The 15,950-nt window shown below is 46.9% G+C and carries 13 protein-coding genes; all 13 read left to right on the top strand.

Annotated elements, in window-relative coordinates; genetic code table 11:
- Nucleotides 1–4 precede the first annotated feature (4 nt).
- The 13 genes from deoC to BN1938_RS07590 all read left to right on the top strand — a co-directional run bounded on the left by deoC (nt 5) and on the right by BN1938_RS07590 (nt 15,754).
- Nucleotides 5–694, top strand: coding sequence for a deoxyribose-phosphate aldolase (gene deoC / locus BN1938_RS07520; protein ID WP_050639993.1), 690 nt, complete (start codon nt 5–7; stop codon nt 692–694).
- Nucleotides 695–790: 96 nt separating this feature from the next.
- Complete coding sequence (locus BN1938_RS07525) at nt 791–1,846, top strand: Gfo/Idh/MocA family oxidoreductase (RefSeq protein WP_050639994.1); 1,056 nt, start codon at nt 791–793, stop codon at nt 1,844–1,846.
- Nucleotides 1,843–2,880, top strand: a complete 1,038-nt coding sequence (locus BN1938_RS07530) for an alcohol dehydrogenase catalytic domain-containing protein (RefSeq protein ID WP_050639995.1) — start codon at nt 1,843–1,845, stop codon at nt 2,878–2,880. Before BN1938_RS07525 ends, BN1938_RS07530 begins: the two co-directional genes overlap by 4 nt.
- Before the next feature lie 187 nt (nt 2,881–3,067).
- Nucleotides 3,068–4,006: a VOC family protein gene (locus BN1938_RS07535; protein ID WP_050639996.1), complete on the top strand. Its 939-nt coding sequence runs from the start codon at nt 3,068–3,070 to the stop codon at nt 4,004–4,006.
- Between the two features lie 79 nt (nt 4,007–4,085).
- Nucleotides 4,086–5,459, top strand: coding sequence for an MFS transporter (locus tag BN1938_RS07540; protein WP_050639997.1), 1,374 nt, complete (start codon nt 4,086–4,088; stop codon nt 5,457–5,459).
- A gap of 699 nt (nt 5,460–6,158) precedes the next feature.
- Nucleotides 6,159–6,599: an RrF2 family transcriptional regulator gene (locus tag BN1938_RS07555; RefSeq protein ID WP_050640000.1), complete on the top strand. Its 441-nt coding sequence runs from the start codon at nt 6,159–6,161 to the stop codon at nt 6,597–6,599.
- A 61-nt stretch (nt 6,600–6,660) separates the two neighbouring features.
- Complete coding sequence (locus BN1938_RS07560) at nt 6,661–7,950, top strand: O-acetylhomoserine aminocarboxypropyltransferase/cysteine synthase family protein (RefSeq protein WP_050640001.1); 1,290 nt, start codon at nt 6,661–6,663, stop codon at nt 7,948–7,950.
- A 29-nt stretch (nt 7,951–7,979) separates the two neighbouring features.
- Nucleotides 7,980–8,912 carry a cysteine synthase A gene (gene cysK / locus BN1938_RS07565; protein WP_050640002.1) on the top strand — a complete coding sequence of 311 codons (933 nt, stop codon included), beginning with the start codon at nt 7,980–7,982 and terminating at the stop codon, nt 8,910–8,912.
- Between the two features lie 191 nt (nt 8,913–9,103).
- Nucleotides 9,104–9,361, top strand: a complete 258-nt coding sequence (locus BN1938_RS07570) for an HPr family phosphocarrier protein (protein ID WP_025657285.1) — start codon at nt 9,104–9,106, stop codon at nt 9,359–9,361.
- A 40-nt stretch (nt 9,362–9,401) separates the two neighbouring features.
- On the top strand, nt 9,402–11,024 hold the full coding sequence (gene ptsP / locus BN1938_RS07575; RefSeq protein ID WP_050640003.1) for a phosphoenolpyruvate--protein phosphotransferase: 1,623 nt from the start codon (nt 9,402–9,404) through the stop codon (nt 11,022–11,024).
- 9 nt (nt 11,025–11,033) lie between these two features.
- Nucleotides 11,034–11,858 carry a MurR/RpiR family transcriptional regulator gene (locus BN1938_RS07580; protein ID WP_050640004.1) on the top strand — a complete coding sequence of 275 codons (825 nt, stop codon included), beginning with the start codon at nt 11,034–11,036 and terminating at the stop codon, nt 11,856–11,858.
- Between the two features lie 132 nt (nt 11,859–11,990).
- Nucleotides 11,991–14,324 carry a glycoside hydrolase family 95 protein gene (locus BN1938_RS07585; RefSeq protein WP_050640005.1) on the top strand — a complete coding sequence of 778 codons (2,334 nt, stop codon included), beginning with the start codon at nt 11,991–11,993 and terminating at the stop codon, nt 14,322–14,324.
- Nucleotides 14,321–15,754: a PTS transporter subunit EIIC gene (locus tag BN1938_RS07590; RefSeq protein WP_050640006.1), complete on the top strand. Its 1,434-nt coding sequence runs from the start codon at nt 14,321–14,323 to the stop codon at nt 15,752–15,754. The genes BN1938_RS07585 and BN1938_RS07590 overlap by 4 nt, the downstream gene beginning before the upstream one ends.
- Nucleotides 15,755–15,950: the final 196 nt, after the last annotated feature.

Below are 15,950 nucleotides of genomic sequence, written 5' to 3' on the forward strand. Positions count from 1 at the left end.
AGAAATGGATTTTACAATTAAACAGGTAGCGGGAATGGTCGATCACACGGAATTGCATGCTTATGCTGTAACAAGGGATTTTCAGAAACTCTGTGATGAGGCGGCAAAGTATGGGTTTAAATCGGTTGCAATCAATACATATCCTGTATCAATGTGCAGAAAGATGCTGGAGGGAACCGAAGTTCTTACGGGAGCAGCTATTTCCTTCCCTCTTGGGCAGATGACGATTGAAACCAAAGTCGCAGAGGCAGAGCATGCTATTAAAGACGGAGCACAGGAATTTGATTATGTTCTTAATATCGGAAAACTGAAGGAACATGATTATGCGTATATAGAAGATGAAATGTCGCAAATGGTAGCTGTTGCCAGAAAAGCAGGAATCTGCTGTAAGGTAATCTTTGAGACATGTTATCTCGAGAAAGAGGAAATCATTGCAGCTGCGAAGATTGCGGCTAAGGTGAAACCTGATTTTGTGAAAACCAGTACTGGTTTTGGTACGGCAGGCGCAACGCCTGAAAACGTAAAGCTTATGAAGGAAAACTGTGGTTTTGGTATTCAGGTAAAGGCAGCAGGCGGTATCCGCTCCTGGGAAGCCGCAAAGGCTATGATCGAAGCCGGTGCTACCAGACTTGGCACCTCAAGCGGAATTAAGATTGTAGAAGAAATGAGAGCGGCCGGCTTCAAAGAAGAGTAACCGCTGCTTCAGGCCGTGCCGTACAGCCCGCTGTATGGTATCAAAGCCAATGAAGTGATAGCCGATTATTTCAGAAATCGTATGGAGGACAATTCAATGAATGTAAAAATTAGGGTTTGCCTGATTGGCTGCGGCCGTGCGGGTATGATCCATGCAAGAGATTATATGGGAGGCGTACCGAATGCCGTCCTGACAGCGCTGTGCGATCCGATGGAGCAGGGGCTTAAGGCCGCCGCCGAAGAGACAGGGATCGCCAAAACATATGCAGACTGGAAGGATGTTATGAAAGATCCTGAAATTGATGCGGTGGTCGTTGTTACACCGACACAGTTCCATCGTGATATTGTTATCGCGGCGGCAAATGCAGGCAAACATGTTTTCTGTGAAAAGCCGATGGCATCAACAGTAAAGGAATGTGATGAAATGATTGAAGCCTGCAGGAAGAATCACGTAAAACTTCAGATTGGATTTATGAGGCGATTTGATAAGGACTTCCGAAGAGGCAAGGAACTTTTGGACCAGGGAGCGGTTGGAAAACCGACATTGATCAAGTCTAATACATATGGCCCAAGCGAACCCAAAGAGTGGATGTATGACGTGCATAAGAACTATGGTCCGATCGGCGAAGTCAACAGCCATGATTTTGACACAGTCCGTTGGTACGCAGGCAGTGAAGTCAAAACGCTCAAAGTCACTGGAGAAAACTTTCGAAGTCCTGAAATGGCTGAGAAATATCCGGAATATTATGATACATGCACGGTAATGCTTCAGTTTGAAAATGGCGTTCTTGGTATGATAACAGGCGCACAGTATGTCAGGTATGGTTATGATGCAAGAGCTGAGATCCTGGGGATAAATGGGATGATTAAGGTAGGCGGACAGAGGGCGAATTCTGTAGAAGTTGTAAAGGAGGATATGCAGCTTCAGGCTGATTCGGTGGATTCCTGGCGGACGCTGTTTATAGATGCCTACAGAGAAGAGGACAACGCATTTATTCAGAGCATTGTAAATGATACAGAGCCGCTGGTTACGGGCGAAGACGGAAAAAAAGCGCTTATTCTTGTCCATGAAGGGCTTCGTTCCTTGCTTGAGCACAGAACAATATATCTTAAGGACGGACTTCCGGTAACAGGAGAGGAGGAAAATAAATGAAAGCTTTACGTTTGGCAGGCAGGGAACAGCTGATACTTCAGGACATCCCAAAGCCGGAGATTAAGGATGATGAATTATTGATTCGGGTTCGTGCAGCATCTGTATGCGGCACAGATATCAGAATGTGGAAGAACGGTGCTGCGAATGCGACAAAGGAACATCCGCTCACTCTCGGACATGAATTTGCGGGTGATATCGCAGAAGTAGGAAAATGTGTTGAAGGTTTCATGATTGGAGAGAAGGTCTCTATAGCACCAAATATCGGATGCGGAACATGTGATATTTGTGTTTCGGGCAATACACACCTCTGTGTGGATGCCAATGCCTTCGGTGTAACCATAGACGGCGGATTCGCAGAGTATGTAAAGATTCCTGGAAATGCTGTCCAACAGGGAAATATTTCGCCGCTTGGTCCGAAAATTTCCTATCAGGAGGCGGCGCTGGTAGAACCTTTATCTTGTGTCTACAATGGGCAGATGCTGATGGGAATCCGTCCGGGAGATGATGTCCTGGTGATCGGACTTGGGCCGATCGGTATTATGCACATCATGTCAGCAAACATGCTTGGCGCCGGAAAAATCCTGGTCAATGACCTGTCGAAGGAAAGAATTGACCAGGCGGTTTCTCTGTTCCCGAATGTACTTCCAATCTTTGGGGATGTCAAAGAAGGCCTGAAGAAGTATGGTCTTGCGGGTGTTGATGCCTGCGTTATCGCAGCCCCTGCTCCGGGAGCACAGGCTGCTTCCCTCGAATATATGAATATGAATGGGCGTCTTCTGTTTTTTGGCGGTCTGCCGGATACAAAGAAGATTGTTCCGATTAATACAAATCTGATACACTACAAACAGCTGAAGATACAGGGGTGTACCAAGCAGAGCGTTTCAATGTATCGTAAGTGTGCAAAGTTTGTTGATGATGGAAGGGTTCCGCTTGGTCTGATTGCATCAGATACTTATAAGCTTGAGGATTATAAAGCTGCCTTTGACAATGCGGCTGCTGCCCGCGGATTAAAGCACGTATTTGTCTTTGAGTGATATTGTAAGAAAAGCCGAACAGCTTACGGGAACTTCTCCCTATCAGAAGACTGCCGGAATTTAACCACAATCTTAAAGTGGCAGATAGAGCGATCTTCCGGCAAGTATGAAAAAAGCAAGAGCAAACCAGGAATTCCCGTTGCGCTATGTCCGGTTGAAAAAAACAGATTGACAGGAGGAAATTAAAATGAGTAGAGAATGGATGAATGGCAAAATACATCAGGTTGCATGTCTTTTTGAAAATGAAAACCTTGATAAAGCAATTGCAGCGTTTAATCAAATGCTTGGTACGCAGCCGTATGATGATTGGACAATTGTGGAAAACAAAGAATTGATTTGTGCAAACGGAGAACACCGTACAGATGCCTGGTTGCGCGCGCAGAATTATCCTTTTGATAATATCCAGGTGGAATTTATGGGTACAAATGATGCGCCCAGCGGTTGGAGCTACTGCTTGAAAGCCCGGGGAGAAAAATTTGGTCATTTTGCACAGTTTTCCAAAGACAGAGATTCTGACTTTGCGGTTGCAATGGAGGATGGCTGGGAGAGAACGCTGGAAGGCGTGGAATATTGGGGCGGATTCATCAATCTGGAACATCCTGACTGTCCCTGGTTCTATAAAGAAATGTATTATATTCCTGGTTGTGATAAATGGCTGACCTCTCCCATTCCGCCAAACAGAACAATCGCAGATTATCTGGATGATTTGATGCTGCTTGAAGTGGGAGTTGCAGTGGCTGACGTGGAAGAGGCGGTGACAAAATTTTGCAGACTTCATGACAGAGAAGTGCCTCAGATCACAGAAGTTGTTGATGCGGATCCGGAATACAAAGGAGAAAGCGCAGGCGCCATTATAAAGAAATCTGTAAAGATTGTTTTTGAAGATATCGCCTTGGAGTTCTATCAGCCTGTAAATGATATGGGAATTTATAAATCTTGGTTAGAGGAGAAGGGTGAAGGTATCAGCCATTTTGTATTCTCTGTAGAAGACCTTCCGGCAAGTATTGAAAAGGCTAAGAAACAGGGGCTGGAGGTTGCACAAAAGGGTTGTGACAACTATGGAGAATATGTATGCCTTACCTATTCAGAATTCCCATGGCTTTATATTAGACTTATCAGTAAATAGTGTGGCCCAGATTGATTGCGAAAGCAGGGAGATGCGGGTATAAGAAAATAACAAGTGAAAGAAACAGGAGGATAAAGGTATGAAGCCAACGATTAATTTCCAGAAAGCAACAATGGCTGAAAAAATCTGGTTTTCATTGGGGAATATGGGCGTACAGTTAGCCAGTATTTTTGTAATGATGTATATTTCCGTATACTATACGAACAATGTGGGCATTGCGGCGGCAGCAGTCGGTACGATTATGATGGTATCAAAGATAACGGATGGTATCAGCGATCTTTTATTTGCGTGGGTCATGGAAAAAACTCATTTTAAGATGGGTAAAGCCAGGCCATGGTTGTTAATTTCTGCACCGTTAATGGGTCTTTCCATGCTGCTATGTTTCAACATTCCGAGTACACTTACCGATACAGGTAAAGTGGTATATGCTCTTTTGACATATTCATTTATGCAGGCGGTTGGAATTACGGTTTTTTGGCTTTCCTATAATACATTGTTCCCGCTGCTTACCCAAGATCCGCAGGACAGAAACTGGATTCAAGGTCTTTCAAATGCGCTTGCGAATGGTGCAGGTATGCTCCTTTCAATATTAGCACCGATGGCCTTTGTAGCATGGGGCGGCGTTACAGAGCCGGGGAGCTGGAGCAAGATTTCTATTTTTGTCGCGATTCTCACAACAATTTTGATTGCAATATCTGCAATTGTGTGTAAAGAAAAAGCGAGCGGTTATTATGCAGAAACAGCAGTTGTGAATGAGGTTGTGAAAAAGGAAGAATCAAGGCGTAAGATTAAGCTGGTGTTTACTAATAAAATGACATGGATTGTTATGATTGTCTTCACTTTATACAACATGAATGTAGGTTTAGGAGGCTTTAACAGTTATATGTGTATTTATCTGCTGGGCGATACATCAATGGCATTTATGGGCAGGGTTAGTGTGATTGTCACCATATTAAGTATGATTGTTTCTCTTATGATTGTACCGCCATTATTTAAAAAAATCGGCAGAAGCAGAGTTGTTATGACCAGCATAATCCTTTGTTGCGCAGGATTTGGGGCACTTTTCTTCTTTGGCAGAACGACAGTGGGATATGCCATGTGTCAGATAGTGGCTAATACGGTGATCAATCCTTTGAATATTGCTGTATATACATATGCTGCCGATCTGACAGACATGTTTGCCAGAAAGTACAAAGAAAATGTTGCAAGCCTGTGCGCGGTAAGCGGAAGTTTTGGAACGAAGATTGGTGGCGGTATCGGTGCGGCTCTTGTGGGCTGGATTCTTGCATGGGTAGGATTTGAGGGGACAACAGCCCAGTTGAGTGAAGGTACATTAACGGGTATTCTCGCTGGCGGTTCCTTCTCCCGTGTCATTGTTATGATCACTTGTTTTGTATTTGTTTTTATACTTGAAAGCATGATGAAGAAAGAAAAAGTTGCAGCAGGGGAATAAGATTTTGTGTTTTAATGTTCCGGCTGGCTTATCGATGAAAGGGAAAATGGTATATGTATTGCTTTCATATACGTTTTTGCAGGCAGTTGCAGTTTCCGCAATCGTATGTAAGGAAAAGGATGACAGTGATCTGGCCGGTACAGAAACAGGAACTCAAAATGTATTAAGTACTAAGCAAACCGCCTTTTGGCAGAACTGTAACAGGATACGCTGTTTTTACGAGGGGACAGGCCTTGGTTCAGCGCTGGCTGGATTCTTGGCTGGGTTGGATTTGAGGCGGCGGCTGACCAGCAAAGTTATGCCACATTGACAGGCATACTTGCTGGCGGTTCAATTATTCCGATGATAGTCCCGGCAATTCTGATCATAGTTATTGTTGTATTGGAGAAAATGTCGGAAAATAAAGCTGGGGAATTAAGAATGGCCTCATAATATGCTGTCGTAACTTTAATATGCAAAAAAAGCCGGAGGGGCAGTGCATGCCTGACCGGCTTTTTTTGCGTACTTCCTTATACTGCCGGCATGCGAAGCGGTTGCTATTACAAAAAATAACAGCTGCTTCGCATGCCAGAACATGTTACCGGAAAAGTAAGAATTTCCGATTTTATAAAAAGTATATTGACATGGTAGAAAAAAAGGTGTATAACACTAAATATATAAGACATATCTATATAGTAGGAATTTAAATGGAGGTGTTATATGAAGGTATCTACAAAAGGAAGATACGGACTCCGTGCACTTGTGGACATGGCAGCGAATTCCCAGGAGGGTCCGATATCCCTGATTCAGACGGCGAAGCGGCAGAATATTTCTTTAAATTATCTGGAGCAGGTCTTTGGAGTTTTGAGAAAAGCCGGCATTGTTGTCAGCGTCAAGGGGGCCGGCGGAGGATATAAGCTGGCCAGGAGCGCCGAGTGCATTACAGTGAAAGAGATACTGGAGGCTTTGGAAGGGGAATTTTCCATTATCGACAGGAATGGGGAGGAGGCCGCGGATCCTGTACAGAAAGCGATACAGGAACTGGTGTGGGATGAGATTGACAGTAAGGTGAACGAATTCCTCGGGAAGCGGACACTGGCCCAGCTGGTGCGGGAGTACAGAGAGAATCTGGATTGCAGTACGAATATGTACTATATCTGATCCAGACAGGTTTAAAGGAAACATGAAAAGGTGAATTGACAGGAAAGTGAGGACAACGCAGATGAGCAGAGACAGAAAATTAAGATTTGAGACATTGCAGTTACACGTAGGACAGGAGCAGCCGGATCCGGCGACAGACGCAAGGGCGGTTCCCATTTACCAGACCACGTCCTATGTATTCCGGGACTGTGAGCATGCGGCTCAGCGTTTTGGACTCGCTGATGCGGGGAATATATACGGAAGGCTGACGAACAGCACCCAGGATGCCTTTGAGAAACGAATCGCAGCGCTGGAGGGCGGCTCGGCTGCACTCGGCGTCGCATCCGGTGCGGCGGCAATTACTTATACATTTCAGAATCTTGCTAAGCAGGGGGATCATATTGTAGCCTCAAAATATATTTATGGGGGCAGCTATAACCTGCTGGAACATACGCTGCCGGATCAGGGCATTACCACAACTTTTGTGGATCCGGATGTGGAAGGCGCGGTGGAAGCGGCAATTCAGGAGAATACAAAAGCAATATTTTTAGAATCTATCGGGAATCCGAATGCAAATCTGGCCGATATACAGGAGATCGCCGATATTGCCCACAGACATCAGATCGTCCTGGTAGTGGACAGTACATTTGCCACGCCGTACCTGCTAAGGCCCTTTGAATACGGTGCAGATATTGTTGTTCACTCTGCAACTAAGTTTATCGGAGGACATGGGACCGCTTTGGGCGGAGTTATTATTGAAAGCGGAACTTTCGACTGGAAAGCATCCGGTAAATATCCGCAGCTCACGGAACCGGATCCGAGTTATCATGGCGTACGCTTTTATGACGTGGCAGGAGCCGCGGCATTTGTAACGAGAATACGCGCGGTGATTCTGCGGGATACAGGGGCAACCATGGCGCCGCTTCATGCATTTTTGTTTCTGCAGGGCCTGGAAACATTGTCACTCCGGGTGGAGCGCCATGTGGAAAACACGCTGAAGGTCGTAGAATTTCTGCAGGCGCACCCAAAAGTATCGAAAGTAAATCATCCTTCGGTGCAGGACAGTCCGTATCATGAACTGTATCATCAATATTTCCCCAATGGGGGCGCTTCAATCTTTACATTTGAAGTAAATGGTACAGGGGAAGACACTAAGAAATTCATTGATAACCTGGAGATATTCTCTCTGCTCGCCAATGTTGCAGATGTAAAATCACTGGTTATCCATCCGGCCAGCACGACGCATTCCCAGATGACGCCCGAAGAGCTGGAGGCTTCCGGCATCAGGCCGAACACGGTCAGGCTGTCCGTGGGAACCGAGCACATAGATGATATCCTGTATGACCTGGAACAGGCTTTGGAACGAATATAAAATATAGATACAGAATTGGAGGCAGTAAAATGGCAAACATATATAAAAGTATTACAGAACTGGTAGGAAGGACGCCGATACTGGAGGTGTCGAATATTGAAAAGGAACTGAACCTGGAAGCGCGCATTCTGGTAAAGCTGGAGTACTTTAATCCGGCCGGGAGTGTGAAGGACCGCGTGGCTTTGAATATGATTGAAGACGCGGAGGCGAAAGGCCTGATCAAACCGGGAGCCACGATTATCGAACCGACCAGCGGAAATACCGGGATCGGGCTGGCATCGGCGGCGGCAGCCAAGGGATATAAGGCAGTTTTTGTCATGCCGGAGACCATGAGCATCGAGAGAAGAAAGCTGCTGCTGGGTTATGGCGCAGAGATTGTCCTGACCGAAGGGGCGAAGGGAATGAACGGAGCCATTGCAAAGGCGGCGGAACTTGAAAAGGAACGGGAAAATGCAATTGTACTTGGTCAGTTTGTGAACAGTGCAAACCCGGAAATTCATACGAAAACAACAGGTCCCGAGATCTGGGCGGACACCGATGGCCAGGTGGATATCTTTATTGCGGGCGTAGGCACAGGCGGAACTATCACGGGAACGGGAACCTACCTGAAGTCCAGAAAGCCGGATGTGCAGGTGATTGCAGTGGAGCCGGCCGGCTCCCCGGTACTGTCGGGCGGAAAACCGGGACCACATGGGCTGCAGGGCATCGGTGCAGGTTTTATACCGGAAGTGCTGGATACAGATATCTATGAATCCATAGTACAGGTGAAGGACGAGGAAGCCTATGCGGCCGCAAAACTTCTGGCAAGGAGAGAGGGCGTACTGGTTGGAATTTCCTCCGGCGCGGCGCTCCATGCGGCGGTTGAAGCTGCAAAAAAACCGGACAATAAAGGCAGAACAATCGTGGCGATCCTGCCTGACACAGGAGAAAGATACCTTTCCACACCGTTGTTTGAGTCATAAAAAAGGGCATTTTGCGGCATTTGCCCTGTGGAGAATCCGCAGGGAGTGTGCTGCAAGATGCCCTTCAAATGCCGTTTTTTTAGATCTTAAACGGAAAGTAGTGTGAAATAATTTATAAGCAATTGAAAAAAACGGAGATATGTTATATACTAATTGAAGTTAAAAATAAAAAATAGGAGGAAAATAGTATCATGAAAGAATTTAAATATGTTATTACAGACCCGGAGGGAATTCATGCGAGACCGGCAGGACTGTTGGTAAAGCAGGCTGCAGGCTATAAATCTGCCGTTAAAATCGTTAAAGGCGAGAAGAGTGCCGATGCAAAGAGAATCTTTGGAGTAATGGGACTCGGAGTAAAAACAGGAGAAGAGATTACTATGACAGCCGAGGGCGAAGACGAAGATCAGGCAATCGCAGAATTAGAGGCATTTTTTAAAGAAAATTTATAAATAAAAGAGCACTTATCATTTGTATATAAGGGAAGGTACTATGATTACAATAACAGGTAAAAGTGTATTTGGCGGTGTATCCATCGGAAAGCTCTCATTTTATAAAAGGAATCAGAAAGTGATCAAGCGGTCACACGTTGATGATATAGAGGCGGAATGCACCCGTTTTCAGGAGGCAAAGACCGATGCAGTTGAACAGCTCAAAGGGCTGTATGACAAAGCGCTTGAGGATGTGGGCGAAGCGAATGCCATGATTTTTGAGATACACCAAATGATGCTGGAAGATTTGGATTACATTGAATCAATCGAAAATATTATACGTACCCAGGAAGTAAATGCAGAATTTGCCGTAGCAACAACGGCGGACAACTTTGCGCAGATGTTTGCTTCTATGGATGATGCATATATGCAGGGGCGTGCGGCGGACGTAAAGGATGTATCCGAGCGTGTACTGGACATCCTCTGCGGCGTGGGAGAAAGTATGGCTCAGACGGATGAGCCGTGTATTATTGCAGCGGATGATCTGGCTCCCAGCGAGACTGTACAGCTGGACAAGAGCAAGGTCCTTGGATTTGCAACCATGTATGGTTCTTCCAATTCCCATACGGCAATTCTGGCAAGAACGATGAACATTCCCGCAGTCATTGGCCTGGGAGAGGAACTGTTGGCCCAGTATGATGGCAGGATGGCAGTAATTGACGGTTTCACCGGGATACTGTATATTGACCCGGACGAGGCAACGCTGGCAAAGATGCAGGAGAAGCGGGCAAAGGATCTGGAACAGAAGGCCCTTCTGGAACAGCTGAAAGGCAAAGAGAATGTAACAAAGAGCGGCCAGAAAATGAATGTATATGCTAATATCGGCAATGTATCCGATGTTGGCGCTGTCCTGAAGAATGATGCAGGCGGAATCGGCTTGTTCCGGAGTGAATTCTTATATCTGGAGAACGACACGTTCCCGACCGAGGAGCAGCAGTTTACAGTGTATAAGCAGGTTGCGGAGAATATGGCAGGCAAAAAGGTTATTATCCGTACGCTGGACATAGGAGCAGATAAACAGGTTGATTACTTCGGGCTGGACAAGGAAGAGAATCCGGCGCTGGGATACCGTGCAATCCGTATCTGTCTGACGAGAACAGAGATTTTTAAGACGCAGCTGCGTGCGCTTTACCGTGCAGCTATGTTCGGCAATATCTCCATTATGTTCCCGATGATCATCTCAGTTGATGAGATTTACAAGATCAAAGAGATTATTGCAGAAGTACAGAGTGAACTGAAGGCGGAGGGAATTCCGTTTAAAGAGAATGTGGAGACCGGCGTGATGATCGAGACACCGGCATCTGTTATGATCAGCAGGGAACTGGCCAAAGAAGTAGACTTTTTCAGCGTGGGTACAAATGATCTGACCCAGTATACGCTGGCGATTGACAGGCAGAATTCCAAACTGGATGCATTCTATGACCCACATCATCCGGCAGTGCTCGCGATGATCAGGATGGCAGCTGAGAATGCTCATGCAGAGGGCAAGTGGATCGGGATCTGCGGTGAACTGGGAGCCGATCTGGAACTGACGGAAGAATTCCTGAAGATGGGGCTGGACGAGCTTTCCGTATCCCCATCCATGATACTTCCGCTGAGAAAGCGCATCAGAGAATGCGAATAAAAAAAGACAATGCATATTTTATATCAGCGTTTAATCACCACAATTAATGAGGAAATTGTCGGCACAACGGAATACCATATCGCCAGTCTGATGCTGGAGAATATCAACCAGCTGTATCAGATACCGATCGGGGAGATGGCTGCCCTGTGCAGTGTATCAAAGTCTACGGTATCCAAGTTTGTGAGAAGGATTGGTTTTGACGACTATACGGATTTCAAGCTGGAGGCTATGCGCCAGCGTGAAAAGGATGTCTATATCCGGGGCGGAGATTCGGTGAACATTACGGATTACATTTTGGAACATGGGATGGACCGTTATGTCCAGGTGCTGACGAATGATATCAGGAATCAGGCGTCCTCCATTGATATGGAAAGGATAGAACGCCTCGTGGAGGATATCCACGGTTATAAGAAAATTGCCGCTTTTGGGGAGATTTATTCCGAGACGGCAGCGTTGAATTTTCAATACAAAATGTCCTACTACAGAAAATATGTCTATACAACGATTAATGACAGGAAGCAGGAACATTATATTGCAGAGGCCGGCGCAGATACACTGCTTTTAATTTTCTCGAATTCAGGACGCTATATCAGCACGTTTTCAAAGCTGGACGGAGAACCTGAGAAAGAATGTTTTAATAAAACAAAAGCAAGGGTAGTTCTGATTACATCCAACACAGAGATGGAAAAGGACCCGAGAGTGGATATGTGCATTTTTCTAAAATACGGGGAGCGGGTCCAGAATCATCCGATTCTTTATCAGTTCCTGATCGAACAGATCACAGCAAGGTATCAGAAGAAGTATGGCTTTCCTGATGATGTAATCATTGATTAATCTTGTGTATTGCAGTAAAGATTAGGTTAAAATAACAGAAGTTTTGAGAGAGTTTCCATTTTGCGAACTTTTTCGGAACTTCTGTTTTTTTTGCTATAATGACCTCAGAAATTTGAAGGAAGGAGAATCGCGATGAACGAAATCTGGTTTCGGAACGAAGCAGAGGAGTGGACAGAAGCACTTCCCATAGGAAATGGTTTTATGGGAGCTATGGTCTTTGGCAGGACATCGGTTGAACGGATACAGGTCAATGAGGATTCTGTCTGGTCAGGCGGATACATGGAGCGGGTCAATCCGGATGCAAAAGAGCACCTGCATGAAGTGAGACAGCTGCTAAAGGAGGGTAGAGTGCAGGAGGCGGAACTTCTGGCTTCCCGCAGTATGTATGCATCCTACCCCCATATGAGGCACTACCAGACATTGGGAGATGTATGGATTGACTTTTTTCATACACGCGGCAGGCAGATCGTGAAGAAGAAAGAGAACGGAACTTCGTTTGTGGAGTATGAACCGCCGGTTTTCGAAGGATATCGAAGGAGCCTGAATCTGGAGGATGCAGTGGGCAGTATTGCATATAAGACAGAGAAGGGAACTGTAAAAAGAGAATTTTTTGCCTCCGCCCCGGCACAGGTTCTGGTTTATAAAATGTACGCAGATGCAGGCGAGGCGTTGGATTTTGAACTTTCTCTTACCCGAAAAGACAACCGTTCGGGAAGGGGCTCGTCTTTTTGCGACGGTACAGAGGCACTTGGAGACGATACAATACGCCTGTACGGTAAAAACGGTGCGGATAACGGGATTGCCTTCGAGATGGCGGTGCGGATTGCCTCGAAAGGAGGGCGCAGGTACCGTATGGGCAGCCATATTATCGTAGAGGGCGCGAAGGAGGCGGTGCTTTTTATAACCGGCAGGACGACTTACCGGAGTGAAGATCCAGCCGCGTGGTGTATGGAAACCTTGAAGGCGGCCGGCACCCAGCCTTATGAAGCGTTAAAAAAGCAGCATCTCGATGATTATCATGTACTTTATAACAGCAGTGTACTGGAGCTCGGGAAGGAGGCGGAACTTGAGCGGCTTTCCACCCCGGAACGTCTTGCCCGGATGAGAACCGGGGAGGAGGACGTTGGCCTGGTGAATCTGCATTATAATTTTGCAAGGTACCTGCTGATCAGTTCCAGCCGTGAAAACAGCCTTCCTGCCAATCTGCAGGGAATCTGGAACGAAGACTTTGAACCGGCCTGGGGCTCCAAATATACGATTAATATTAATATCCAAATGAATTATTGGATAGCGGAAAAGACGGGGCTTTCCCGGCTGCACATGCCGCTCTTGGAGCACCTGAAAATGATGCGGCCGCATGGGCAGGAGACCGCGGAGAAGATGTATGGAGCGCGCGGATTCTGCTGCCACCACAATACAGACATCTGGGGGGACTGCGCACCGCAGGACAGCCATGTATCGGCGACCATATGGCCGATGGGCGGGGCCTGGCTCTGTCTTCACATTATTGAACATTATCTGTATACAAAAGACCGTGAATTTATGGATGAATTTTATGGAATACTGAGGGACAGCGTTCAATTTTTTACGGATTATATGGTGCAGGACGAGCAGGGATACTGGATGACAGGGCCGAGCAGTTCCCCGGAAAATATCTATATGAATGAGCAGGGGGAATGCGGGTGTCTCTGTATGGGGCCTGCCATGGATTCTGAAATCCTCAGGGAACTGTTTGGCGGATACCTCAGGATCACAGAAGAACTCGGCCTGGAAGACGAGCTGGAAAAAGATGTGAAAGCACGTCTGGACGGGCTGCCCCCGATCGAAGTCGGAAAATACGGACAGATTCAGGAATGGCGGAAGGACTATGAAGAAATGGAGATCGGACACCGCCACATCTCCCAGCTGTTTGCCCTTTACCCTGCAGCGCAGATACGTCCGGACACAACGCCCGGGCTGGCGCAGGCAGCGCGTCATACTCTGGAGAGACGCCTGAGCCATGGAGGCGGCCATACGGGATGGAGCAAGGCCTGGATTATTCTGTTTTACGCACGGCTCCGGGACGGGGAAAAAGCGTGGAAGAATCAGCGTGAGCTGCTGACTGGCGCCACGTTGGATAACCTTTTCAACACGCATCCGCCATTCCAGATAGACGGAAACTTTGGGGGCGCCTGCGGCCTGCTGGAAATGCTGGTGCAGGATTTTGAGGATATCGTCTTTCTGCTCCCGGCCCTCCCCCAGGCAGTAAAAAATGGAAAAGTGCAGGGAATCCGCCTGAAGTGCGGATGTATTCTGGATCTGGTGTGGAAGGACTCGCAGATTACAGAAATCACGCTGCTGGGAATGCGGGATTCTGCGGTTATAATTGCAGACAGAACAGGGCGGCGGCAGAAGATTAAGTTTCAGAAGGAACAGAGTATGACTTTTGATTTTAAGGAATTGAGCGAAGGAGGATTTATCGAATGAAGTACGAAAAAATGATCGAAGAGATTGTAGAAAAAATCGGCGGAAGAGACAATATATCCAGCGTCTACCACTGTGCGACACGGCTGCGCCTTCAACTGAAGAATGAAGCGGCAGCGGATGACGAAGCGGTGAAAGCAATTGATGGTGTTCTATCCATCGTCAAAAGCGGCGGCCAGTATCAGATCGTGATCGGACAGCACGTAGGGGATGTCTACAAAGAAATGCTGGCCATGCTGGGGATGGACGGCGAAAAGACGGAAGTAAGAGATGCCAAAGAATTCAAAGAAGAAATGAAGAAGAAAAAGGTAACAAACCAGTTTATCGATCTGATATCAGGCGTATTCACGCCAATTCTGGGAATGCTTACCGCAACCGGTGTAATCAAAGGCCTTCTGGCACTGCTTACCGCGACCGGCCTGCTTTCAACCGCATCGGGTACTTATCAGATCCTGAACATTGTGGGCGACTGTTTTTTTAACTTTCTGCCGGTGTTCCTTGGATACACCGCGATGAAGAAATTCGGGGGCACGCCGTTTATCGGAATGGCCATTGGAGCGGCGCTGGTTTACCCATCCCTCACGACGATTATGGCAGGGGAACCGCTTTACACACTGTTTGCAGGAACCATTTTTGAATCTCCGGTCTACGTAACATTCCTCGGAATTCCTGTCATTCTGATGAACTACGCAAGCTCTGTGATACCGGCGATTGTGACGTGTTATTTTGCCGCAAAAGTAGAAAAATTCTTCGCAAAGAGGATGAGCGACTTGTTCAAGACTTTTGCTGTACCGGCGCTTACCCTGATCATCAGCATTGTTCTGGCGTTCCTGATTATCGGGCCGGTTGCAAGTTTTGCGAGCAGCCTGCTTGGAGCCGCATTTACGGCATTATTTGATCTCAACGCGACAATCAGCGGTTTCTTATACGGTGCGTTAATTCAGGTATGTGTTATGTTCGGCGTACACTGGGGATTCGTTGCAATTTCTGTAAATAATCTGGCGACCATGGGATTCGACCCGATCACAATCGCAGGCCTCTCTTCCGCATTTGCACAGGCGGGAGTGGTACTGATGATTATGCTCAAAACAAGAAATAAAAAGCTCAAAAGCGTATGCGGTCCTGCGATCCTTTCAGCCATGGTAGGTATTACAGAACCAGCAATCTATGGTGTCACACTGCAGTTCAAAAAGCCGTTTATCCTGGCGTGCCTGGCTTCTGGTATCGGTGGGGCAATCATAGGATTCGGCGGAGTAAAACAATATTTCTATGGAACAAACGGGATCTTCGGATGGCTGCAGGTTATCAATCCGGAGACGGGATTTGACTCATCGGTTGTGGCGGCTATTATCGCATGTATCGTAAGTTTTGCTGCGGCAATTATCCTGATGGCGGTGTTTGGGAAAAATACGGTGCCGCAGGATCAAAAATAAATCGGGAGTTGGTTGGCAAGCTTTAGATTTGTCGACGGACTAGGACGCTTCATGACAGGGAGGCCGGGGAGGTGCTGGGGCTGTATATGCCGTTGCGATATGCACCCATGCTGCTAAGTGATTCTAGAACAGCCGATGCCGGATAGGCGGGTACACTGAACACATCACGGGAAATCTGATGATTTCCCGCGCTGGG

Origin of the sequence: Eubacterium sp. SB2 (assembly GCF_001244405.1) — a bacterium.
Lineage (GTDB): Bacteria > Bacillota > Clostridia > Lachnospirales > Lachnospiraceae > Faecalicatena > Faecalicatena contortus_B.

What these genes read in the sequence shown, in the direction of transcription:
- deoC (WP_050639993.1), top strand. Translation starts at nt 5, where the DNA reads ATGGATTTTACAATTAAACAGGTAGCGGGAATGGTCGATCACACGGAA.
- BN1938_RS07525 (WP_050639994.1), top strand. Translation starts at nt 791, where the DNA reads ATGAATGTAAAAATTAGGGTTTGCCTGATTGGCTGCGGCCGTGCGGGT.
- BN1938_RS07530 (WP_050639995.1), top strand. Translation starts at nt 1,843, where the DNA reads ATGAAAGCTTTACGTTTGGCAGGCAGGGAACAGCTGATACTTCAGGAC.
- BN1938_RS07535 (WP_050639996.1), top strand. Translation starts at nt 3,068, where the DNA reads ATGAGTAGAGAATGGATGAATGGCAAAATACATCAGGTTGCATGTCTT.
- BN1938_RS07540 (WP_050639997.1), top strand. Translation starts at nt 4,086, where the DNA reads ATGAAGCCAACGATTAATTTCCAGAAAGCAACAATGGCTGAAAAAATC.
- BN1938_RS07555 (WP_050640000.1), top strand. Translation starts at nt 6,159, where the DNA reads ATGAAGGTATCTACAAAAGGAAGATACGGACTCCGTGCACTTGTGGAC.
- BN1938_RS07560 (WP_050640001.1), top strand. Translation starts at nt 6,661, where the DNA reads ATGAGCAGAGACAGAAAATTAAGATTTGAGACATTGCAGTTACACGTA.
- cysK (WP_050640002.1), top strand. Translation starts at nt 7,980, where the DNA reads ATGGCAAACATATATAAAAGTATTACAGAACTGGTAGGAAGGACGCCG.
- BN1938_RS07570 (WP_025657285.1), top strand. Translation starts at nt 9,104, where the DNA reads ATGAAAGAATTTAAATATGTTATTACAGACCCGGAGGGAATTCATGCG.
- ptsP (WP_050640003.1), top strand. Translation starts at nt 9,402, where the DNA reads ATGATTACAATAACAGGTAAAAGTGTATTTGGCGGTGTATCCATCGGA.
- BN1938_RS07580 (WP_050640004.1), top strand. Translation starts at nt 11,034, where the DNA reads ATGCATATTTTATATCAGCGTTTAATCACCACAATTAATGAGGAAATT.
- BN1938_RS07585 (WP_050640005.1), top strand. Translation starts at nt 11,991, where the DNA reads ATGAACGAAATCTGGTTTCGGAACGAAGCAGAGGAGTGGACAGAAGCA.
- BN1938_RS07590 (WP_050640006.1), top strand. Translation starts at nt 14,321, where the DNA reads ATGAAGTACGAAAAAATGATCGAAGAGATTGTAGAAAAAATCGGCGGA.